Below are 21,238 nucleotides of genomic sequence, written 5' to 3'. Positions count from 1 at the left end.
TTTCTCGGTAGCTGCACAGCAGGACCCGCAGACCGTCCGGCCTGCGGGTCCTTCAGTCACATCGGCTCGAGCCGGTGTCACGCAGCCTTCGGCGCGTTCACGTCGCTCGGCAGCGCCTTCTGGGCGACCTCGACGAGCGCGGCGAACGCACCGGCGTCGTTGACGGCCAGCTCGGCCAGGATCTTGCGGTCGACCTCGACGTTCGCGGCCTTCAGACCCTGGATGAAGCGGTTGTAGGTCATGCCGTTGGCGCGGGCAGCGGCGTTGATGCGCTGGATCCACAGCTGACGGAAGTCGCCCTTGCGCTTCTTGCGGTCGTTGTAGTTGTAGACCAGCGAGTGGGTGACCTGCTCCTTGGCCTTGCGGTACAGGCGCGAGCGCTGACCGCGGTAGCCGGAGGCCTGCTCGAGGATCGCCCGGCGCTTCTTGTGGGCGTTGACTGCCCGCTTGACGCGTGCCACTTGTTAACTCCTTGTAGCGGGGTCGTGGGGGTGCTCACACGACCCGAAATCGATTGGGTCCCGGTCTGACGTACGTCCGGCGCTCGCGCGCCCGGACGTCACTTGCCGAGAAGCTTCTTGATCTTCGCGGCGTCGCCCGGGGCCATCTCGGCGTTGCCGGTGAGGCGACGCGTCACGCGGGACGACTTGTGCTCGAGCAGGTGGCGCTTGCCGGCACGCTCACGGAGCACCTTGCCGGAGCCGGTGATCTTGAAGCGCTTGCTGGCACCGCTGTGCGACTTGTTCTTCGGCATAGCGCCGTTCTCTCCTCGTCGGTGGCGCTCCGGTGCCCGGTCGTGAAACCGGGCACGGTGGAGCGTCGTCTTGTTTCGGTTGCTTCCTGGGACTGGCGTCCCGGGAGTCACGCCTCGGCGGGCTCCTCAGCCGGCGCCTCGGTCTCCGCGGCGTTCTGCGACTTGCCGGGGTTGGCCTTCGCTTCTGCCTTGCGGGCTTCCTGCGCCTGGCGGGCCTCGGCCATCGCCTCGGTCTTCTTCTTGTGCGGACCGAGGACCATGATCATGTTGCGGCCGTCCTGCTTCGGGTTCGACTCCACGAACCCGAGGTCGGCCACGTCCTCCGCGAGACGCTGCAGCAGCCGGTAGCCCAGCTCGGGCCGGGACTGCTCACGGCCACGGAACATGATCGTGATCTTGACCTTGTCGCCCTGCTTGAGGAACCGAACGACGTGACCCTTCTTGGTGTCATAGTCGTGCGGGTCGATCTTCGGCCGAAGCTTCATCTCCTTGATGACCGTGTGCGCCTGGTTCTTGCGCGCCTCACGGGCCTTCATGGCCGACTCGTACTTGAACTTCCCGTAGTCCATGAGCTTGCACACGGGCGGACGGGCGTTCGCCGCGACCTCGACCAGGTCCAGGTCGTACTCCTGCGCAAGCTCCAGTGCCTTGGCCAGGGGGACGATGCCCACCTGCTCGCCACTGGGACCGACAAGTCGCACCTCGGGAACGCGAATCCGGTCGTTGATGCGGGGCTCGGCGCTGATGGATCCTCCTCGGTAGCACCACGCGACGGTCTGGCGGACGGCCGCGTAACGTCTTTTATCGATAGACCTAACCGCGCCGAAGCAATAAAAATGCCCCGGACGATCCCAGGCGGGGCTCCTCGAACTACCGGAGCACCGCCGCGGGGGGCCGCGGGGCGCGCTTTCGGACGGATCGCCGCCGCTGGGACGGGACCGCCTGACCGGTGACCCGCCGCCCTGAGGGTGATCGGGTGGGAGTTCGAAAGCCTCCACTTGTGGGTCGGTCTCGCGAGCTGTGAGGCACACGTGTCCGACCGGTCGTTACACGAGGTTACCAGCAAGGGCCAGGAACGGCCAATTGGGGCGTGCCGGGGTCACGTGGGGGCCGAGCGCCCACTGCGCCTATCGTGTGGGGCATGAGTGAGACCCCTCCTGAGTCCCCCGACTTCGACGCCATGGCCCGTGACATCGCCGAGGTCCCCGCGGTCGAGGTGATCGTGACGGTCGCCGTCAACCTGATGAGCGCCGCCGCCGTGAAGCTCGGTCTGACCGAGGAGGGCGAGAAGCACAAGGACCTGGACGAGGCCCGCAAGCTGGTGCACGCCCTGGCCGGTCTGCTGGACGCGACGGCGACCGAGATCAGCTCCTTCCACGCGGCCCCCCTGCGGGACGGGCTGAAGTCGCTGCAGCTGGCGTTCCGCGAGGCCTCGCTCGTGCCGGACGAGCCGGGCCAGGGGCCGGGCGAGAAGTACACCGGCCCGGTCTACGGCTAGCCGGGACCTCAGCGTACGAAGAGAGGCTCGCCGGGTGGCGCCGCCTCGGCCGGCAGCAGCGCCAGGTCGAGGCCGCGCACCAGGCGGGCCCTCAGTGTTTCGTCGGCCGCGAGCCGCTGGGCGACCGCCCGGGCGGCTTCGGCCGGGACAACGGAGGGGTCGAGGACCAGGGCGAGGGTGCCGTCGGCCTGCCCGGGGCCGAGGTGGGCGCGCACGACGGCGGGCTCGGCGGCGACGGCGTCCCGTACGGCCGCGACGACGGCCGGGTCGGCGAGCGGGTCGGTGCTCGCGCGGCCCTCGGCGAGAGCGAGCAGGGCGGGGCCGGTCAGCTCGAAGGGCACCGGTCCGGCCATGTCGAGCACGACCGTGTCCGCCTTCTCGTGCGCGGCGGCCTGCAGGGCCTGGTGCAGCGGTACGGCGACGGGGCGGGCCTGCGGGTCCCAGCGGGCGAGGGAGTCCGTGGAGGTGAAGGCGGGCAGGGCGGTGCGGTTGCCGGCCTTGAGGGTGGGGACGGCCATGTCGCTGGTCTTCTCGCGGCGCAGCCCGTTCTCGTCCTCCTCGACCTCGCCGAGGACCGCCACGACGGGCACGAGCAGCCGGGCGCCCTTGAGGGCGGCGAGGACCGGCCCCACCGCGCTCCGGTCCTCGGCCCAGGCGGCGAGTGCCGCGCTCAGCCGGGGGTCGGCGGAGCCGTCGTCGTCGGAGAAGCCGGAGTCCGGGATGTTCTTGTTCGCCACGCGTCGACCCTATCCGCCGGGTTCCGCGCTCCCGGCAGCGGCTCAGAAGTCCTCGCGGCTCGAACGGCTGCCGCGCCACAGCACGACCGCCACGACCAGCAGGACGCCGCCGGCGCCGCCCGCGAGGGGCGCGGCCCAGGCGGCGGTGCCGTCGCCGGAGGCGTCGTCGTCCGGTCCGCTGCCGAAGTACTTCGCCCCGTGGGACGCGGACTGCAGGTCCTCGGGCTTGAGCCGGCCGGCCGCCTTGATGGCGGCCGCCGGGTCGATGAAGCCGTAACCCCGGGAGTCGTCACGGCCGTCGGCCGGCGCGTTGCGGGCGGTGTCCTCCAGGAGCGACTTGATCTGGGCCGGGGTCAGGCCGGGGTGGGCCGCCTTGACCAGGGCGGCGGCGCCGGAGACGAAGGCGGCGGCGGCGCTGGTGCCCCAGCCCTCGTAGTACTTGTGGTCGGGGTCGGCGATGACGACGTCGACGCCCGGGGCGCTGACGGTGGCGTACCAGCGGCGGGTGGAGAACGAAGCCCGGGTTCCGGCGCGGTCGACGGCGGTAACGGCGATGACGCCCGGGTAGGCGGCCGGGTAGGAGATGTGGTCGCCCTTCTCGCCGCCGTTGCCCGCGGAGGCGACGACGACCACGCCTTTGCCCAGGGCGTACTGGATGGCCTGGTCCTCGGCGGGTTCGGGGTGCGCGGAGGCGGAGTCGTCGCCGAGGGAGAGGTTGATGACGTCGGCGCCGTGGTCGGCGGCCCAGCGGATGCCCTCGGCGAGGGCGTTGCCGCGGGTGCTGCGGGCCTTGGCCCGCGAGGGGTCGCCGTCCTCCAGGATCACGCGGACGGGGAGGATCTTCGCCTCGGGGGCGATGCCGATGACGCCGTCGGCGTCGCCGGGGCCGTGCCCGTGGCCGGCGATGATCCCGGCCATGGCGGTGCCGTGCCGGGCCCAGGCGCGGTCGCCGGGCTCGGCGCCGAAGCGGACCAGGTCCTTGCCGGGCAGGACGTTGCCGACCAGGTCGGGGTGGTCGGCCTCGACGCCGGTGTCCAGGACGGCGACGGTGATGCCCCGGCCCTTCGTGGTCTGCCAGGCCTCTTCGGTGTGCATGGCCTCCAGGGCCCACTGCTGGGCGCGGATGCCGTCGGCGTGGGCGGTGGCGGCGGGGAGGAGGACGAGACCGACGGTGAGCAGGGCGCCGAGGGCGGCGGCCTTACGGGACGGCCTGCGCGGGTGTGTCCGGGCCGGGGTGTGGGCGGCGGTCACGACGGCTGCTCCGAGGCCGAGCGGACGTCTCTGCGGAGGTTGCGTTCGACGCGGTCGGCGAGACCCTGCGCCTCGTTGCCGAGGCCGGCCTGGGCGGCGGCGGTGGTGGCGTCGGCCTCCATGGCGTCCCCTGCGGGCTGCGGGTCGTCGACGGTACGGCCGTCGGCCCAGCCGGAGACGGCGTAGACGACGACGGGGGCCTCGGTGAGCACGGAGACGGTCCAGGAGGCACGCTGCCGGGCGCCGAAGCCGGCGGCGGGCGTGCCCTGCGCGGCGTACGGCAGGGGCATCAGGTCGCCGCGGCGGTCCAGACGTTCCTTGCGGAAACGGTTCGCGAGGGCGGTCATGCCGGGGGCGTCGGCTGTGGTGAAGAGCAGGCCGACGGTGGTCACGTAGCTCTCGGTCGCGTCGGTGTAGGTGGCGCGCAGCAGGCGCTCGCAGCCGACGGGGGCGAGGGCCTTGCGCAGCAGCGGATCGAAGGCGTCCTTGCATCCGCTGTCCGGGGCGACGGCGATCCGGGTCCAGGTGCGGTCGGCTCCGCCGGGGCCGGCGCCCCGGCCCTGCACGGTGGGCGGGAAGAGCTGGTCGACCGGGACGCTGTGCCAGAGATTCTGGGCCGCGGCGAAGGAGTTGGGTGAGCCCTCGTCGCCGGAGCCCCCGACGAGCCAGCTGCCGGTGACCGCTCCCGAGATGAGGCCCAGTCCGAGCACGAGGCAGGCGGCGGCCGCGGCGGCCCGGGACGCTCCGCGCCGGCCGAGCGGCCGGGGCCGTGCGTCGCCGTCGTAGCCCTCGGGCTCACCGAAGGACACCACCGGGCGCGTGGCACTCCAGGAAAGCGCGGGGTCGGGAGAGACGGGGGTGGGGTTGTGGCGTGGTGGTTCGGAGTGGGCGGGCCGCTGGGTGGGCGCCGGGGGCACGCGCAGGTCCCGCCCGGCGGTGGCACCGGTGCCGGATCCGGCCGGTGCCGGCGGCTCGTGTGCGGGGCGCGGCGGGGTGCTGGGGCGCGGCGGGGTGGTGGGGCGCGCGGCGGATCCGGGGCGGGCTGCCGTCGTCCTCTGTGCGGCAGGACGGCCGAAGGGTGCGGCGGGCTCGTCCGGTGCGGTGTCCGCGGGGACGGGGCGCAGGCGTGCGGTCGTCTCGGACGCGTGGTCGCCGGAGGCGTCGGGCCGACGGGGCGGGGGCAGGCGGAACGGCCGGCCGGTCGTCTCCTGGGGCGCGCCGGCAGCAACGTCCGGACGGCCGGGCGCGGAGAGGCGGAAGGGCCGGCCGGAGGACTGGGACGAGGTCCCGTCCTGAACACCCGGACCCCCAGCCCGACCGGAAGACCGCGACGACATCCCGTCCTGAACGCCCGAACCCCCAGCCCGACCGGAAGACCGCGACGACATCCCGTCCTGAACGCCCGAACCCCCAGCCCGACCGGAAGACCGCGACGACATCCCGTCCTGAACGCCCGAACCTGCTGCCCGGTGGGAGGAGTCCGGCGTGGGGAGGTGACGCGGCCGCGACGGCGGCTGAGGTGCTCGGGATTCGGGGCGTTCCTCGCGGCCGACGCTCGGCGGCTGGTCCGGGAAGCGTGTGGAGGCGCGGGGCGGGGGCGGTGAGGCCGACCCGGTGCGCTGGAGTGTGGTGGCACCGAAGACCGGGGTGCCGAGGCGTGGGAAGCGCGGGCGGCCGCCGTCGGACGGTTTCGCCCCTGCCCCGCCCCCGGAAGAGGTCGCTTCCGTCCCCGTGGCGGGATCGGAGAACCTGCCCGGGGCCTCCCGCTCGCCCTTCGGCGGATCCTTCGGCGAGTCCGTCGCCGAGTCCTCCGGCGCGGCCGGGGGGTGTGACGGGCGGGGTGGGGTTGTGGGGCGTGGGGGGAAAGAGGCGCGTTGCGCTTCCGTGCTCATGCCCCCCCGTTTCCGCATGCCCGGGCCGCTCGTCTCCCGCGGGCCGGTGTCGTCCTGCCCGGTGCCCGGCACACAGTCGTCCCGGGCACATCTACCCGTACGGAGGGAGTGTCATCCCGGCGCGGATCCCCGGCCGGCGTCATCCGCCGTACGTGCGCGTCACTCTACGGCTTGTTCCTGGGCGAACGGGAACCAGTCCACCAGGGCGAGGCATCTGCCCGGAACGTCCCCCTACCCTGCGGTAATCGGGTCTGGCAGGCTGCGTTCATGACTGCGCGCGCCTCCGACCGGGCCCGTTACGACCGGGCCACCGCCCATCTCGACGCCCCTCTCGCGATCGTGGACCTCGAAGCCTTCGACGCCAACGCCGCCGACCTGGTGCGCCGCGCCGGGGGCAAGCCCGTCCGGGTAGCCAGCAAGTCCGTGCGCTGCCGGGCGCTGCTGGAGCGCGTCCTGGCCCGCGACGGCTTCGCGGGGATCATGTCGTTCACCCTCGCCGAGTCGCTGTGGCTGGCCCGCTCGGGGTTCGACGACGTGCTGCTCGCGTACCCGTCCGCCGACCGTGCCGGGTACGCCGAACTGGCCGGTGATCCCAAGCTGGCCGCCGCCGTGACCGTCATGGTGGACGACGTCGCCCAGCTGGATCTGATCGACGCCTCGCGGGGTGGCGGGCGTGAAGTGGTGCGGGTGTGCCTGGAGTTGGACACCTCCCTGAAGCTGCTCGGCGGGCGGGTGCGGGTCGGGGCCCGGCGTTCGCCGCTGCACTCCCCCGCCGAGGTCGCCGAGGTGGCGCGGGCGGTGGCCCGGCGGCCCGGCTTCGAGGTCGTGGGGATCATGGCCTACGAGGGGCATGTCGCCGGAGTCGGCGACTCGCTGGCCGGGCGTCCGCTGCGGTCCCGTGCGATCCGGCTGATGCAGGCCGCCGCCAAGCGCGAACTCGCCGAACGGCGTGCGGAGGTGGTGCGCGCGGTGCGGGCCGTCGTGCCGGGTCTGGAGTTCGTCAACGGCGGCGGCACCGGCTCGGTGCAGCACACCGCGGCCGAGGACGCGGTGACCGAGATCGCCGCCGGCTCGGGACTGTACGTGCCGCGCTTGTTCGACAACTACACGTCGTTCAGCGGCCGTCCGTCTGCCCTCTTCGCCCAGCCCGTCGTACGGCGGCCCGGCGTGGGCGTCGTGACGGTCCTGGGCGGTGGGTATCCCGCCTCGGGTGCGGCCGGTGCCGACCGGTCGCCGGTGCCGTATCTGCCCGAGGGGCTGCGCTACGACCCGCAGGAGGGCGCCGGTGAGGTGCAGACGCCGCTGCTCGGCTCGCCCGCCGACGATCTGCTGATCGGCGACAAGGTGTGGTTCCGGCACGCGAAGGCGGGTGAGCTGTGCGAGCGGTTCGACCGGCTGCACCTGATCGAGGGCGAGACGGTGACCGCGACGGTGCCGACCTATCGCGGCGAGGGCCACACGTTCCTGTAGGCGTCAGCCGGCCGGGCCGATGCTGCTGCCCACGCCGCCGCCGGTGTCCGCGTCGCCGAAGGGGCGGATGCCCTTGGTGATGCGGTCCATGTCGGCGAGCGGCGGGCCGGCCTCGCCGGCGTCGAAGACGTACCGGACGAGGACCGGCGACTCGGTGCCGACGCTGGAGGGGAAGACCAGCGACTGGACGTAGCCGCCGGGCCCCTTGGCGGTCTTGACGCGCCAGCGCACGAGGTACCCGGCGCGGCCCGCCACCGCGACGGGCCCGGATTTCACGAGCTGGTGCGACTCCATGCCGCCGTGGAGCTCGCGGCCGAGCGTGTCGCGATCGTAGGCCTCGTCCGCCGCCTCGGGGATGTCCGCCTCGGCCAGGATCCTGGGGGACTTCTCGTCGTTCTCGGTCACCGTGCGGGAGAAGACCATGCCGTGGCGGCACAGGCCCACGCCGCCGGGGCAGTCGTAGGTGCCGTCGGTCGTCATGACGACGTCGTCCTGGGCGACGTACTGCGGGCGGACCCAGCCGTCGAGCAGCGGGAACGTGATGCCGTTGAGCTGATCCTCGACGAGCTCGGGGTCGTCGGCGGCCGGCTCCGACGGGGACGCCTCGCGGGTGGGCTCCGGCGGGTCGGCCGTGGCACGGGGTGGGGACGAGGGCGACGTCCTGGTCTCCGTGCCGGAGCCGTCGCCCCCGCCGAGGGCGACGGCTCCGGTGACGATCGCCGCGAGCAGGACGGCTCCGACGGCGGTCAGGGCGACCACCTTCGTCCGGCCCTGGCCGTCGCCCGGCGGCGGGGCGGCGGGAGCCTCGGGCGCACGGCGGTGCTCGGTCCAGGCCGTGCCGTCCCACCAGCGCTGCTGGTGCGGGGCGTGCGGGTCGGGATACCAGCCGGGCGGCGGCGTCATGCTCATCCCGGCACTGTAGGGCGCGACCCGGCCGCTCCGGACACGCGCCTACAGGGGTGTGACGTACGCCCCGGCGATCCCGCCGTCGACCAGGAAGTCGGTGGCGTTCACGAAGGAGGAGTCGTCGCTGGCCAGGAAGGCGACCGCGGCGGCGATCTCCTCGGCCTCGGCGAACCGGCCCAGCGGGATGTGCACCAGGCGGCGCGCGGCGCGCTCCGGGTCCTTGGCGAACAGCTCCTGCAGGAGCGGGGTGTTGACCGGGCCGGGGCACAGGGCGTTCACGCGGATCCCCTCCCGGGCGAACTGCACGCCCAGCTCACGGGACATGGCGAGAACGCCGCCCTTGGAGGCCGTGTACGAGATCTGGGACGTGGCCGCGCCCATCCTGGCGACGAAGGAGGCGGTGTTGATGATCGAGCCCCGGCCCTGGCGCTGCATGTAGGGGATGGCTGCCTTGCAGCACAGGTAGACGGAGGTGAGGTTGACCTCCTGGACGCGCTTCCAGGCCTCCAGGCCGGTCTCCAGGATGGAGTCGTCGTCGGGCGGGGAGATGCCGGCGTTGTTGAAGGCGATGTCGACGCTGCCGTAAGTGTCGTGGGCCGTCTTGAAGAGGGCCTCCACCTGCTCGGGGTCGGTGACGTCCACCTTCACGAAGATGCCGCCGGTCTCCTCGGCGGCGGCCTTGCCGCGGACCTCGTCGACGTCGCCGCAGACGACGTGCGCTCCCTCGGAGGCGAGGCGGCGGGCGGCGGCGAGGCCGATGCCGCTGCCGGCTCCGGTGACGACGGCGGTACGGCCGACCAGGCGGCGGCAGATGTTGTCCTGGGCAGTCACTGTGCGGGGCCCTCCGTGCTGATGAAGACGTTCTTGGTTTCGGTGAAGGCGGCCAGGGCGTCGGGGCCGAGCTCGCGGCCTACCCCGGACTGCTTGTAGCCGCCGAACGGGGTCCAGTAGCGGACGCTGGCGTGGGAGTTGACGGACAGGTTGCCGGCGCGGACGCCCTGGGAGACGCGCAGGGCTCGGCCGACGTCCCGGGTCCAGATGGAGCCGGAGAGGCCGTAGGGGGTGTCGTTGGCCAGCCGGATCGCGTCCTGCTCGTCGGTGAAGGGCAGGAGGACTGCGACGGGGCCGAAGATCTCCTCGCGGGCCGCCGCCGAGTCCGGGCTCTCGCCGGTCAGGACGGTCGGCGGGTACCAGAAGCCCGGGCCCTCGGGTGCGCTGCCGCGCAGGGCCGGGGCGGTGTCGGGCACGAAGCTGCGGACCCGGTCGAGCTGCTGCCGGGAGATCAGCGGGCCCATCTGGGTCTTCTCGTCGGCCGGGTCGCCCACCACCACGGCGGACAGGGCGTCGGCGAGCAGTTCGCGAACCTCGTCGTAGACGGACTCCTGGACCAGGACGCGGGTGCGGGCGCAGCAGTCCTGGCCGGAGTTGTCGAGGAAGGAGAAGGGGTCGACTGCGGTCTTCAGGTCGGCGTCGGCGAAGACGATGTTGGGGCTCTTGCCGCCGAGTTCGAGGGTGACGGGCTTGGCCTGTTCGGCGCCGAGGGCCGCGACGCGGGTCCCGGTCCGGGTGGAGCCGGTGAAGACGATCTTGGCGACTCCGGGGTGGCGCACCAGGGCGTCGCCCGTGATGTCGCCGCGTCCCGGCAGGACCTGGAAGAGATGCTCCGGGAGCCCGGCCTCCAGGGCGAGTTCGGCCAGGCGCAGCGCGGTGAGCGGGGTGGTCTCGGCGGGCTTGAGGAGGACGGCGTTGCCGGCCGCGAGGGCGGGTGCGGTGCCCCAGGCGGCGATCGGCATGGGGAAGTTCCAGGGCGCGATCACGCCGACGACGCCGAGCGGTTCGAGGATCGTGACGTTCAGGCCGCCGGGCACCGGGATCTGCCGGCCGGTGAGCCGCTCCACTCCCCCGGCCGCGTAGTCCAGCAGGTCCCGGACGTTGCCGGCCTCCCAGCGGGCGTTGCCGATGAGGTGGCCGGCCTCCCGGACCTCCAGGCGGGCCAGCTCTTCCAGGTGCTGGTCGACGGTGGCCGCGAAGCGGCGCAACAGCCGGGCGCGGTCCGCGGGGGCCAGGGCGGCCCAGATCCGCTGTGCCCTGGCGGCGTGGGTGACGGCCGCGTCGACGTCGGCCGGGCTCGCCCCGGCGACGGCGGCGACGACCTCCTCGGTGGCGGGGTTCAGTACTTCCAGAAGGTGCTCGGAAGACACGAAGGACCTCACATGCGTTCGAAGGAGCGGCGCAGCTCCCAGTCGGTCACCGCGGCGTCGTAGGCGTCCAGTTCGACGCGCGCCATGTTGCGGTAGTGCGCGACGACCTCGTCGCCGAAGGCGGCCTTGGCGATGGGGCTGTTCTCCCAGAGCTCGGCGGCCTCGCGCAGGGTGGTGGGGACGTGGTCCAGGTCGGCGGCGTAGGCGTTGCCGGGGCAGGGTTCGGGCAGCTCCAGCTTCTGTTCGATGCCGTGCAGTCCGGCCGCGACCAGTCCGGCGACGGCGAGGTAGGGGTTGACGTCGCCGCCAGGCAGGCGGTTCTCGAAGCGCAGCGAGCGGCCGTGGCCGACCACGCGCAGCGCGCAGGTGCGGTTGTCCTGGCCCCAGGCGACGGCGGTCGGGGCGAAGGAGCCGGGCTGGAACCGCTTGTAGGAGTTGATGTTGGGGGCGTAGAGGAGGGAGAAGTCGCGCAGGGCGGCGAGCTGGCCGGCGAGGAAGTGGCGCATGACCTCGGACATGCCGCCTTCGAGGTCGCCGGCCATGGCGTTGGTGCCGTCCGCGTCCGCGAGCGAGAGGTGGATGTGGCAGGAGTTGCCCTCGCGCTCGTTGTACTTGGCCATGAAGGTGATCGACATGCCCTCCTGGGCGGCGATCTCCTTGGCGCCGGTCTTGTAGACGGAGTGCTGGTCGCAGGTGACCAGGGCCTCGTCGTAGCGGAAGGCGATCTCGTGCTGGCCGGGGTTGCACTCGCCCTTGGCGGACTCGACGGTGAGGCCGGCGCCGGCCATCTCGTTGCGGATCCGGCGCAGCAGCGGCTCGATGCGGCCGGTACCGAGGACGGAGTAGTCGATGTTGTACTGGTTGGCGGGGGTCAGGCCCTTGTAGCCGGCGTCCCAGGCCTGTTCGTAGGTGTCCTTGAAGACGATGAACTCCAGCTCGGTGCCGACCTGGGCGGTGTAGCCGAGTTCGGCCAGGCGCTCCAGCTGGCGGCGCAGGATCTGGCGCGGGGCCGCGACGACCGGGGAGCCGTCGCTCCAGGCGAGGTCGGCGTGGAGCATGGCCGTGCCCGCGTTCCAGGGGACGCGGCGCAGGGTGGTGAGGTCCGGGTGCATGGCGAAGTCGCCGTAGCCGCGGTCCCAGGAGGACATCGCGTAGCCGTCGACGGTGTTCATCTCGGTGTCGACGGCGAGCAGGTAGTTGCAGCCCTCGGTGCCGTGCGCCAGGACCTCGTCGAGGAAGAAACGTGCGGCGAACCGCTTTCCCTGGAGCCGCCCTTGCATGTCGGGGAAGGCCAGGACGACAGTGTCGATCTCACCGCCGGCGACGAGGGTGTGCAGCTCCTCGACGCTCAGCGGGGGTGTGCGGTCTGCCACGGGAAGGCCTCCTAGGCTCCTTGGATCCGCTGCCTTGGATCCGCCGGGAGCCATAAGGTATTGCCGAGAACCATTGCTTGGGAAGGGGGTACGGCCACATGCCGGAGGAAGCTGGGGGCGGCGAGGTGCGGGACGGGCTGACGCCGGTGCTGCGGCCGGTGCGCGCGGGCAACGGCTTCGAGGAGGCGCTGGAGCAGATTTTGCAGGTCGTGCGGCTGGGTCTGGTGCCGGGGGGCGAGCGGCTGCCGGCCGAACGGGAGCTGGCGGAGCGGCTGGGGATCAGCCGGGTGACGCTGCGCGAGGTGCTGAAGGTGCTCCAGGACCAGGGCCTGGTCGAGTCGCGGCGCGGCCGGTACGGCGGCACGTTCGTGCTGCCGCGCGCCGACGCCGTCGGCGAGGACGAGCTGCGGCGCCGGGTCGCGGAGGTCGACATCGAGGACGTGCTGCGCTTCCGGGAGGTGCTGGAGGTGGGCGCGGCCGGACTGTGCGCGGCGCACGGGCTGGACGAGAAGCAGGCGGACCGGCTCCGCGAGGCACTGGCGCGCACGCACGACGCGCCGCTCGCCGAGTACCGCCGCCTGGACACGCTGCTGCACCTCACGCTCGCCGAGCTGTCCGGCTCCCCGACGCTCACCGCCCAGTACGCGGCCGTCCGTGCGACGGTCAACGACCTGCTCGACTGCATCCCGCTGCTGGTGCGCAACCTGGAGCACTCCCAGCGGCAGCACACCGCCCTGGTGGAAGCGGTGATCGAGGGCGAGGCCGACCAGGCGCGGGAAATCATGCGCGAGCACTGCGGGGGCACGGCGGCGCTGCTGAGGGGCTTCCTCGGCTGAGCCGGGCGGTGTGGTCACCCGTGAGGATTTACGGGCGATTAACGCACGGGTATTGCCATCCCCTGGTCGGCCCGCAAAGGTATGGCTCCATTCCATTGGCTCGGAACCCGCTCGATCCCGTGACCGCCGCCGTCCCTTCGGGAGTCTGCCCATGTCCCAGGAACCCACCGTCACACCCGCCGCCCCGGAGGGCGACGACTATCTGGAGCGCAGAGCGCTGCGCCGCGGCAGCGCCGGCTGGGTGCTGCTGACCGGCCTCGGCGTCGCCTACGTCGTCTCCGGCGACTACTCGGGCTGGAACTTCGGCCTGGCCGAGGGCGGCTTCGGGGGCCTGGCGATCGCCATGGTGCTCATGGGCGCGATGTACGCGTGCATGGTCTTCGCCCTCGCCGAGCTGTCCTCGATCCTGCCCACGGCGGGCGGCGGCTACGGCTTCGCCCGGCGGGCGCTCGGCCCCTGGGGCGGCTTCCTGACCGGCACGGCGATCCTGATCGAGTACGTCCTCGCGCCCGCCGCCATCGTCATCTTCATCGGTGACTACGTCGAGTCGCTCGGGCTGTTCGGCCTGGAGTCCGGCTGGCCGGTGTACCTGGTCTGCTTCGTGATCTTCCTCGGTATCCACCTGTGGGGCGTCGGCGAGGCGCTGCGCTTCAGCTTCGTCGTCACCGGCATCGCCGTGGTGGCCCTGATCGTGTTCGCGCTGGCGGCGCTGCCCGACTTCTCCTTCGCGTCTCTGGACGACATCCCCGTCGATGCGTCCGCCGCGGGGTCGAGCTCCTGGCTGCCGTTCGGCCTGCTGGGCATCTGGGCCGCGTTCCCCTTCGGCATGTGGTTCTTCCTCGGTGTCGAGGGCGTGCCGCTGGCCGCCGAGGAGACCAAGGACCCGGCCCGGACGCTGCCGAAGGCGATCCGCTGGTCGATGGGCATCCTGGTGGTGCTGGCCGTGGTCACGTTCTTCGCGGCGGCCGGGGCACGCGGCTCCGACGCGATCCAGGGCGCGGGCAACCCGCTGGTCGAGGCGCTCCAGCCGAACGGCGAGGCGACGACCCTCAGCCGCATCGTGAACTACGCGGGCCTCGCGGGCCTGGTGGCGTCGTTCTTCTCCCTGATCTACGCGGGCTCGCGCCAGCTGTTCGCCCTGTCCCGAGCGGGATATCTGCCCCGGTTCCTGTCGCTCACCAGCCGCCGCAAGGCGCCGTACCTGGGCCTGCTGGTGCCCGGCACGATCGGTTTCCTGCTGGCGGCGGCCTCCGGCAACGGCGCGCGGATGCTGAACATCGCCGTCTTCGGGGCGACCATCTCCTATGCGCTGATGTCCCTGTCGCACATCGTGCTCCGCCGCAGGGAGCCGGAGCTGGAGCGGCCGTACCGCACGCCGGGCGGGGTGCTGACGTCGTCGGTCGCCCTGGTGCTGGCGTGCGCCGCGCTGGTGGCGACGTTCCTGGTGGACGTGACGGCGGCGCTGATCGCCCTGCTGGTGTACGCCGTGGCCGTCGCCTACTTCGGCCTGTACAGCCGCAAGCACCTGGTGGCGAAGGCGCCGGAGGAGGAGTTCGCGGCGCTGGCGGCCGCCGAGGCAGAGTTGGCGAGGGACTGAATCGTCCGAGCGTGAGGGAGTTGTCGTGACCAGGCCGTTGATCGGTGTCAGCACCTACCTGGAGTCCGGTGCGCGCTGGGGCGTGTGGGAGCTGGAGGCCGCGCTGCTGCCGGTCGGCTACCCCCGGCTGGTGCAGCGGGCGGGCGGCCTGGCCGCGATGCTGCCGCCGGACGACCCCCGGCACGCCGCGGCTGCGGTGGCCCGGCTGGACGGGCTGGTCATCGCGGGCGGTCCGGATGTGGAACCGGTGCGGTACGGGGCCGAGCGCGAGCCGCGGACGGGCCCGCCGGCGCCTGAGCGGGACGCGTGGGAGCTGGCGCTGATCGAGGCCGCGCTGGCGGCGGGGCTGCCGCTGCTGGGGATCTGCCGTGGCATGCAGCTGCTGAACGTCGCTCTCGGGGGGACGCTGCTGCAGCACATCGAGGGGCACGCGGAGGTCGTGGGCGTCTTCGGCGGGCATGCGGTGAAGCCGGTGCCGGGGAGTCTGTACGCCGGGGTGGTGCCGGAGGAGACCTTCGTGCCGACGTACCACCATCAGGCCGTGGATCGTCTGGGCGAGGGCCTCGTCCCGTCGGCGTACGCGGCGGACGGCACGGTGGAGGCGGTGGAACTGCCGTCGGCCGCCTGGGTGCTGGGGGTGCAGTGGCATCCGGAGATGGGAGAGGACGTGCGGGTGATGGGGGCGTTGGTGGAGGCGGCAAGACGGGGCTGAACCCCAGGGGGCTCCGCCCCCGGACCCCCGGCCTGTGCCCACCCACGACCCGAATCGGTCGGCCAAGAGGCCCGGGTGCTCGCGCTTGCGGACCGCAGAGGCAGATCCAGCCCGTCCGGTGTTCGAGGACGAGGCCGTTCAGGCCGAAGCGGGGGCCCGGGGCGCGGCCTTCGGCGGGGTCGAAGGGGCAGCGCTCCCGGGGACGGGCAGGGTGAGGGCGGCGGGGGCGAGAGACTAACCCCGCGTCAGCGACAGCAGGTCCCGTGCCGGCCCGGTGGGGCGATGCCCCGTCGGCCACACCGCCCTCAGGTCCCGTGCCAGAGCGACCCCCTCCACCGGCACCGGCACCAGTCGTCGCATCGCCAGCTCCTCCCCCACCGCCAGTTCGCTCAGCACCGCCGGGCCCGCACCGCTCACCGCCGCCGCCTTGACCGCCGTCGTGGAGGACAACTCGATCAGCGGCCGCGCCAGCCCGCCCAGCGCCGCGTCCAGGACCTGCCGCGTCCCCGAGCCCTTCTCGCGGAGGATCAGCGGCGTCGCGGCCAGCTCCGACGCCTGCAGGGCGCCCCGCCGCCGGGCCCACGCGTGCCCCGGCGCGGTCACCACTATCAGCCGGTCATGGGCGATCACCGTGCAGTCGAGTCCGGCCGGCACCGACAGCCCCTCCACGAACCCCAGATCCGCCTCGTCCGACAGCAGTCGCTCCGCCACCACCGTCGAGTTCCCCGCGTGCAGCGACACCGCCGTGTCGGGCCGCTGCGCGCGCAGCGCGAGCAGCCAGCCGGGCAGCAGATACTCCGCGATCGTCATACTCGCGGCCACCCGCAGCCGCGAGTCGCGGCGGACGCGCAGCGCCTGCGCCCCCACGTCGAACGCCTCCGCCGCCTCCACGATCCGCCGCGCCCAGTCCGTCACCAGGGCCCCGGCGTCCGTGAGCCGGGACCCGCGAGGCGAGCGGTCGACCAGCGCCACGCCGAGCTGCCGCTCCATCGACCGGATCCGGCTGCTGGCCGCGGGCTGCGTGATGCCGAGTTCCCGCGCCGCCCCACCGAGGCTGCCGAGCCGTGCCACCGCCAGCAGCAGCTCCAGGGCGCCCAGATCCGGCACCCGGTGCGCCAGGGGCCCGGTGACTCCCGGCCCGGCCTGCTCATCCGCGTTGCTCATAAACCCAGCTTATGTCGCCATAGAGGCATGGTCCCTGGTGGTGCGCCGTGCGCGTAACCATCGTGGAGTCATGGTCAGCGCAGTCCCGCCCCTCGTGTACCCGCTCTCCGTCCGTCATCTCGGACCCAACTGGTACGCCACCGTGATGGGCACCGCCGTCGTCGCCACCGCCGGGGCCGCCCTCGCACCACACCTCCCGGGGCTGCGCGGCGCGCTCACCGGGGTGTGGGCCCTCTCCCTCCTGCTGCTCCTGGCCCTGCTCACGGGCCGGGCCGTGCACTGGGCCCGGCACCGGGACCAAGCCCGCACCCACCTCCTCGACCCGGCGACGGCACCCTTCTACGGCTGCCTCGCCATGGCCCTGCTGGCCGTAGGCGGCGGTGCCCTCGCCGTCGGCCGGGACTGGATCGGCCTGCGGGCGGCCGTCACGCTCGACTCGGTGCTGTTCACCGCGGGCACGCTGATCGGTCTCGCCGCGGCTGTCGCGGTGCCGTACTTGATGGCCGTACGCCATCGGGTCGAACCGGGGCAGGCCACGCCTGTCTGGCTGCTGCCGCTCGTCGCGCCCATGGTGTCGGCCGCCGTCGGGCCGCAGCTGGTGCCGCATCTGCCGCCCGGTCAGGCCCGGGAGACGCTGCTCCTCGTCTGCTTCGCGCTGTTCGGGCTCAGTCTGCTCGCGACCCTGGTCATGCTGCCGCTGGTCTTCGCCCGGACGCTCACCGGCGGGCCGCTGCCCCTCGCCCTCACCCCGACCCTGTTCCTGGTGCTCGGCCCGCTCGGGCAGTCCACCACCGCCGTCGGCGCCTTCGCGGACGTCGCGCCCGGGGTCGTACCGGAGCCGTACAGCGAGGGATTCGGCGTCCTCGCCGTGCTCTACGGCGTGCCCGTGATGGGGTTCGCGCTGCTGTGGGCCTGCCTGGCCGCCGCGCATGTGCTGCGCGCCCGGCGGCACGGGATGCGGTTCTCGATGACCTGGTGGTCGTTCACCTTCCCGGTCGGGACCTGTGTCACGGCGACCGAGGCGCTGGGCCGGCACACCGGGCTCGTCGCCTACGCGGGTCCGGCGGCGCTGCTGTACGCGGTACTCGTCGCGGCGTGGGGCACGGCCGTCGTGGGCACCGTGCGCGGGCTGCTCAGGGGCGAGCTGCTCCCAGCGCCCGCTCCAGTACCCGCGGCGCCTCGGCCAGTGACGGCCCGTACCACGTCAGGTGCCGTCCGCTGACGAGCGCGCAGGGCAGGCCGGGGAAGGCCTCGGGGCCGTCGTGCGCGGTGAAACGGTACGGCTCGTCCGGCAGCACCACCACGTCGGGTGCCACTGCGCGCAGTTCCTCCAGCGGGACGCGCGGGTAGCGGTCCGGGTGCGTCGCGTGCACGTGGTCCACGCCGAGGCGGGCGAGGACGTCCCCCGCGAAGGTGTCACGGCCGAGGACCATCCACGGGCGACGCCAGATCGGAACGACGGCCGTCAGCCGCGTCCGGGGCTCCGGCAGGGCCGCCCAGGTCTCCTCCGCGTCGTCCAGCCAGCGCGGGCGGGACGCCACCTGGCACGCGTCCAGCACCCGGGCCAGTTCCCGGAAGGCCTGCGGCACGTCGCGGATCTCCGTCACCAGGACCTCGACGCCCGCGGCGCGCAGAGCCGCCAGGTCGGGTGCGCGGTTCTCCTCCTCGTTGGCGATCACCAGATCGGGCGCGAGGGAGAGGATCCGGTCGGTCTTCGGGTTCTTGGTGCCGCCGACGCGTACGACGTCCAGGTCCGGGGGGTGTGTGCACCAGTCGGTGGCGCCGGCCAGGGTTCCCGGCGCGGACCGGGCCACGGCCTCGGTCAGCGAGGGGACCAGCGAGACGACCCTCACCGGCGTGGCCGGTCCCGGACCGCCTCGATGTGCTCCGCCACGGCGACGACGATCACCCGGGTGTCCGACTCCGCCGCCCGCCAGCGATGCCGTACCCCGCCGGTCAGATACAGCGTGTCGCCACGGCCCAGGCGGTAGGCGCGGCCCTCCGCCTCGATCTCCACCGCGCCGTCGGCGACGTACATCAACTGGTCGTTGCGGTACTGGAATTCACGGCCGGCGTCATGGTCGCCGGTGAACTCGGAGGCGTGCATCTGGTGGTGGCCGCGGACCAGGGAGCGGGAACGGGGCAGGGCCTGCGGCTCGGTGCCGTCGCCACGGACGACGTCCACACTGCACGCGGGGTCGGCCGCGGCGAGGAGCTCCACGGCGGTGGTGCGCAGGGCGTCGGCGACCTTCTCCAGGGAGCTGGTGCTGGGGCGTGCCCGGTCGTTCTCGATCTGGCTCAGGAACGGGACCGACAGGCCGCTGCGCGCGGCCACGACGGCGAGGGTGAGCTCCAGGGCGCGGCGCCGCCGGCGCACGGCCGCGCCCACCCGAAGGGGTTGCTCTTTGTGGTCGCCCATCGCTCCGGCTCCCTCCTTCGCCCGTCGATCCGCTCCCCGTGCGGCGGTGTCCCGGCGCACTGCTTCTGTTGAGTTGTCTGCACCCTACGCATGTTCGGCAAACCGTTTCAGGCGGCCGTCACATCGCTGTCATACGGGACAGCGCGGCACCTCACACTTCACGCCAGGCGATCCGCCGCCGAAGGGGACGGGCAGGTGGCCCGCCCGCTGGGGGAACAGGCGGAGAAAGGGGGTTCAGGGGGTGACGTAGCGCTCTGTGGTTGTCCGGATCCCGCTCGTGGGACCGGGGCCGGGGCGGGACGCGGCGTGTCGTGCGTCCCACCCCGGAACCCTACTGCGGAGTCATCCTCCGCACCATGTCCGGGTGCTTCTGGAGCCAGTCCGCCACGGCCTCTTCCACGCGCGGCTGCATGCCGCCGGGGAGTTCGTCGGGCCAGGACTCCTCCCAGCCGGCGAACGCACAAGTGGGGCGCGTCACATTCGGGGCGAGTGTCTGTCGGTGACGTACGGCATGATGCGGGGCGTGACCGGACGACTGATGCTCCTCGACACCGCTTCCCTGTACTTCCGCGCCTACTTCGGCGTCCCGGACTCCGTCCGGGCCCCGGACGGCACGCCGGTGAACGCCGTGCGCGGACTGCTCGACTTCATCGACCGCCTGGTCAAGGACCACCGGCCGGACCACCTGGTGGCGTGCATGGACGCCGACTGGCGGCCGCAGTGGCGGGTGGAGCTGATCCCGTCCTACAAGGCCCACCGCGTCGCCGAGGAGCACGCGGTCGGCCCGGACGAGGAGGAGGTGCCCGACACACTGTCGCCGCAGGTGCCGGTGATCGAGGCGGTGCTGGACGCGGTGGGCATCGCGCGCGTGGGCGTCGCCGGGTACGAGGCGGACGACGTGATCGGCACGTTCACCGCCCGGGCGAAGGGCCCGGTCGACATCGTGACGGGCGACCGCGACCTGTACCAGCTGGTGGACGACGCACGCGGGGTGCGCGTGCTGTACCCGCTGAAGGGCGTGGGCACGCTGCAGCACACCGATGAGGCGGTGCTGCGTGAGAAGTATGGGGTCGACGGCAGCGGGTACGCGGATCTGGCCCTGCTGCGCGGCGACCCCAGCGACGGCCTGCCGGGCGTGCCGGGCATCGGTGAGAAGACGGCCGCCAAGCTGCTGGCCGAGTACGGGGACCTGGCCGGGATCATGGCGGCGATCGAGGACCGGGGGTCGAGGCTGACGCCGACGCAGCGCAGGCGGCTCGACGAGGCGCGTCCGTACCTCGCGGTCGCTCCGAAGGTGGTCCGGGTCGCGGGTGACGTCCCCCTGCCGGACGTCACCACGGCGCTGCCGCGCGCACCGCGCGATCCGGCGGCCCTTCAGGCGCTGGCGGCCCGCTGGGGACTGGGCGGGTCCCTGGAGCGACTGCTGACGACGCTCGCGATCTGATCCATCGGACAAAAATTCGCAAAGAGAACGACGTGTCCCTGCACGAGAGGTGTGAAGTGGGAACAAGGTGCTAACTTAGGTAACCCTAACTATGTGAGACGAGGGAGGCCCTCATGGCAGAGCGACCGGGACGCCAGCCGCGCAGAATCCACTCCGCGCAGGTCGTCCGCACCGAGCGGCTGACCCCGCACATGCAGCGCGTGGTGCTCGGCGGCGAGGGCCTCGCCGACTTCGCGGCCGGCACGTGCACCGACCATTACGTGAAGCTGCTGTTCCCGCCGGTGGGCGTCACGTATCCGGAACCCTTCGACCTGGAACGCGTGCGTGCCGAGCTGCCGCGCGAGCAGTGGCCGGTGACCCGGACCTACACGGTCCGCCACTGGGACGCCGAGCACCGCGAACTGACGCTGGACTTCGTCATCCACGGTGACGAGGGCCTGGCCGGTCCGTGGGCCGTGCGGGTCCGGCCGGGCGAGACTGTGCGCTTCATGGGACCCGGTGGGGCGTACACACCCGACCTCGGCGCCGACTGGCATCTGCTCGTGGGGGACGAGAGCGCGCTGCCCGCGATCGCCTGCGCCCTGGAGGCGCTGCCGCGCGGCGCCCGGGCCTACGCCTTCGTGGAGATCTCCGGCCCCGAGGAGGAGCAGAAGATCGATGCGGACGTGGAGGTCGTCTGGCTGCACCGCGGGGTCCGGCCCCGCGGCGAGGCTCTGGTCGACGCCGTGCGGGACCTGGAGTTCCCCGAGGGCCGTGTGCACGCCTTCGTGCACGGCGAGGCGCACTTCGTCAAGCAGCTGCGCCATCTGCTCCGCGTCGAGCGCCACATCCCGCGCGAGGACCTCTCGATCTCCGGCTACTGGCGCCGCGGCCACAACGAGGACGGCTGGCAGGCCTCGAAGCGCGAGTGGAACGCCCGGGTCGAGGCGGAGCAGGAGAACGTGTCGGCGGCCTGAGGCCGGCTCGGCCCACCAGGTCGCAAGG

Annotated in this window: 22 protein-coding genes; 8 read left to right on the top strand and 14 right to left on the bottom strand. The window is 72.9% G+C overall.

Annotated features, from left to right (window positions below; genetic code table 11):
• Positions 1 to 77: 77 nt before the first annotated feature.
• The 3 genes from rplT to infC form a co-directional block, all read right to left on the bottom strand.
• Positions 78 to 461 carry a 50S ribosomal protein L20 gene (rplT, locus tag ACZ7EG_RS31410; RefSeq protein WP_003989074.1) on the bottom strand — a complete coding sequence of 128 codons (384 nt, stop codon included), beginning with the start codon at positions 459 to 461 and terminating at the stop codon, positions 78 to 80.
• Between the two features lie 98 nt (positions 462 to 559).
• Positions 560 to 754 carry a 50S ribosomal protein L35 gene (rpmI, locus tag ACZ7EG_RS31405; protein ID WP_003977225.1) on the bottom strand — a complete coding sequence of 65 codons (195 nt, stop codon included), beginning with the start codon at positions 752 to 754 and terminating at the stop codon, positions 560 to 562.
• A 107-nt stretch (positions 755 to 861) separates the two neighbouring features.
• The gene (gene infC, locus ACZ7EG_RS31400) at positions 862 to 1,500 is read right to left on the bottom strand and encodes a translation initiation factor IF-3 (RefSeq protein WP_386634973.1); all 639 of its coding nucleotides are present in this window, start codon (positions 1,498 to 1,500) and stop codon (positions 862 to 864) included.
• A 395-nt stretch (positions 1,501 to 1,895) separates the two neighbouring features.
• Between infC and ACZ7EG_RS31395 the strand changes: the two genes are divergently transcribed.
• Positions 1,896 to 2,252 carry a DUF1844 domain-containing protein gene (locus ACZ7EG_RS31395; RefSeq protein WP_062925865.1) on the top strand — a complete coding sequence of 119 codons (357 nt, stop codon included), beginning with the start codon at positions 1,896 to 1,898 and terminating at the stop codon, positions 2,250 to 2,252.
• Between the two features lie 8 nt (positions 2,253 to 2,260).
• On the opposite strand, the gene ACZ7EG_RS31390 is transcribed toward ACZ7EG_RS31395, so the two are convergent.
• Genes ACZ7EG_RS31390 through ACZ7EG_RS31380 form a run of 3 tightly spaced genes read right to left on the bottom strand, consistent with a single transcriptional unit; the run spans position 2,261 to position 5,157 of the window.
• Positions 2,261 to 2,989: an SseB family protein gene (locus tag ACZ7EG_RS31390; protein WP_471086239.1), complete on the bottom strand. Its 729-nt coding sequence runs from the start codon at positions 2,987 to 2,989 to the stop codon at positions 2,261 to 2,263.
• A gap of 42 nt (positions 2,990 to 3,031) precedes the next feature.
• On the bottom strand, positions 3,032 to 4,240 hold the full coding sequence (mycP, locus tag ACZ7EG_RS31385; protein ID WP_471086236.1) for a type VII secretion-associated serine protease mycosin: 1,209 nt from the start codon (positions 4,238 to 4,240) through the stop codon (positions 3,032 to 3,034).
• A complete protein-coding gene (locus tag ACZ7EG_RS31380) occupies positions 4,237 to 5,157 on the bottom strand; it encodes a hypothetical protein (RefSeq protein WP_471086233.1) in 921 nt (306 codons plus the stop codon). Before ACZ7EG_RS31380 ends, mycP begins: the two co-directional genes overlap by 4 nt.
• 1,242 nt (positions 5,158 to 6,399) lie before the next feature.
• Here ACZ7EG_RS31380 and ACZ7EG_RS31375 point away from each other — a divergent pair.
• On the top strand, positions 6,400 to 7,602 hold the full coding sequence (locus ACZ7EG_RS31375) for an amino acid deaminase/aldolase (RefSeq protein WP_471086230.1): 1,203 nt from the start codon (positions 6,400 to 6,402) through the stop codon (positions 7,600 to 7,602).
• A gap of 3 nt (positions 7,603 to 7,605) precedes the next feature.
• Here ACZ7EG_RS31375 and ACZ7EG_RS31370 read toward each other — a convergent pair whose 3' ends face one another.
• Genes ACZ7EG_RS31370 through ACZ7EG_RS31355 form a run of 4 tightly spaced genes read right to left on the bottom strand, consistent with a single transcriptional unit; the run spans position 7,606 to position 12,082 of the window.
• Positions 7,606 to 8,505, bottom strand: coding sequence for a DUF2510 domain-containing protein (locus ACZ7EG_RS31370; RefSeq protein WP_471086504.1), 900 nt, complete (start codon positions 8,503 to 8,505; stop codon positions 7,606 to 7,608).
• Positions 8,506 to 8,553: 48 nt separating this feature from the next.
• Entirely contained in the window at positions 8,554 to 9,339 is a 786-nt protein-coding gene (locus ACZ7EG_RS31365) for a 3-oxoacyl-ACP reductase (protein WP_471086227.1), read from the bottom strand.
• A complete protein-coding gene (locus tag ACZ7EG_RS31360; protein ID WP_471086224.1) occupies positions 9,336 to 10,709 on the bottom strand; it encodes an aldehyde dehydrogenase family protein in 1,374 nt (457 codons plus the stop codon). The genes ACZ7EG_RS31365 and ACZ7EG_RS31360 overlap by 4 nt, the downstream gene beginning before the upstream one ends.
• 8 nt (positions 10,710 to 10,717) lie before the next feature.
• Entirely contained in the window at positions 10,718 to 12,082 is a 1,365-nt protein-coding gene (locus ACZ7EG_RS31355; protein ID WP_471086221.1) for a glutamine synthetase family protein, read from the bottom strand.
• Positions 12,083 to 12,180: 98 nt separating this feature from the next.
• Between ACZ7EG_RS31355 and ACZ7EG_RS31350 the strand changes: the two genes are divergently transcribed.
• The 3 genes from ACZ7EG_RS31350 (at position 12,181) to ACZ7EG_RS31340 (ending at position 15,227) form a co-directional block, all read left to right on the top strand.
• Positions 12,181 to 12,918: a FadR/GntR family transcriptional regulator gene (locus ACZ7EG_RS31350; protein ID WP_471086218.1), complete on the top strand. Its 738-nt coding sequence runs from the start codon at positions 12,181 to 12,183 to the stop codon at positions 12,916 to 12,918.
• A 151-nt stretch (positions 12,919 to 13,069) separates the two neighbouring features.
• Entirely contained in the window at positions 13,070 to 14,515 is a 1,446-nt protein-coding gene (eat, locus tag ACZ7EG_RS31345) for an ethanolamine permease (protein WP_471086214.1), read from the top strand.
• Between the two features lie 37 nt (positions 14,516 to 14,552).
• The gene (locus tag ACZ7EG_RS31340) at positions 14,553 to 15,227 is read left to right on the top strand and encodes a gamma-glutamyl-gamma-aminobutyrate hydrolase family protein (protein ID WP_471086501.1); all 675 of its coding nucleotides are present in this window, start codon (positions 14,553 to 14,555) and stop codon (positions 15,225 to 15,227) included.
• Positions 15,228 to 15,461: 234 nt separating this feature from the next.
• On the opposite strand, the gene ACZ7EG_RS31335 is transcribed toward ACZ7EG_RS31340, so the two are convergent.
• On the bottom strand, positions 15,462 to 16,391 hold the full coding sequence (locus tag ACZ7EG_RS31335) for a LysR family transcriptional regulator (RefSeq protein WP_471086211.1): 930 nt from the start codon (positions 16,389 to 16,391) through the stop codon (positions 15,462 to 15,464).
• Between the two features lie 70 nt (positions 16,392 to 16,461).
• Between ACZ7EG_RS31335 and ACZ7EG_RS31330 the strand changes: the two genes are divergently transcribed.
• Positions 16,462 to 17,613 (top strand): TDT family transporter, encoded by a 1,152-nt coding sequence (locus ACZ7EG_RS31330; RefSeq protein ID WP_471086208.1) that lies wholly within the window; start codon positions 16,462 to 16,464, stop codon positions 17,611 to 17,613.
• Here the strand turns inward: ACZ7EG_RS31330 and ACZ7EG_RS31325 are convergent.
• The 3 genes from ACZ7EG_RS31325 to ACZ7EG_RS31315 form a co-directional block, all read right to left on the bottom strand.
• On the bottom strand, positions 17,525 to 18,244 hold the full coding sequence (locus ACZ7EG_RS31325) for a helical backbone metal receptor (protein ID WP_471086205.1): 720 nt from the start codon (positions 18,242 to 18,244) through the stop codon (positions 17,525 to 17,527). The genes ACZ7EG_RS31330 and ACZ7EG_RS31325 overlap by 89 nt on opposite strands.
• The gene (locus ACZ7EG_RS31320) at positions 18,241 to 18,810 is read right to left on the bottom strand and encodes a helix-turn-helix domain-containing protein (RefSeq protein ID WP_471086202.1); all 570 of its coding nucleotides are present in this window, start codon (positions 18,808 to 18,810) and stop codon (positions 18,241 to 18,243) included. Before ACZ7EG_RS31320 ends, ACZ7EG_RS31325 begins: the two co-directional genes overlap by 4 nt.
• A gap of 331 nt (positions 18,811 to 19,141) precedes the next feature.
• The gene (locus ACZ7EG_RS31315) at positions 19,142 to 19,288 is read right to left on the bottom strand and encodes a hypothetical protein (protein ID WP_471086200.1); all 147 of its coding nucleotides are present in this window, start codon (positions 19,286 to 19,288) and stop codon (positions 19,142 to 19,144) included.
• Between the two features lie 36 nt (positions 19,289 to 19,324).
• Between ACZ7EG_RS31315 and ACZ7EG_RS31310 the strand changes: the two genes are divergently transcribed.
• Positions 19,325 to 20,254: a 5'-3' exonuclease gene (locus ACZ7EG_RS31310; protein WP_471086498.1), complete on the top strand. Its 930-nt coding sequence runs from the start codon at positions 19,325 to 19,327 to the stop codon at positions 20,252 to 20,254.
• A gap of 113 nt (positions 20,255 to 20,367) precedes the next feature.
• The gene (locus tag ACZ7EG_RS31305) at positions 20,368 to 21,210 is read left to right on the top strand and encodes a siderophore-interacting protein (protein ID WP_471086197.1); all 843 of its coding nucleotides are present in this window, start codon (positions 20,368 to 20,370) and stop codon (positions 21,208 to 21,210) included.
• The last annotated feature ends 28 nt before the right edge of the window (positions 21,211 to 21,238 follow it).

Source organism: Streptomyces sp. NPDC037100 (assembly GCF_055606225.1).
This window is presented reverse-complemented; position numbering and strand designations above follow the sequence as displayed.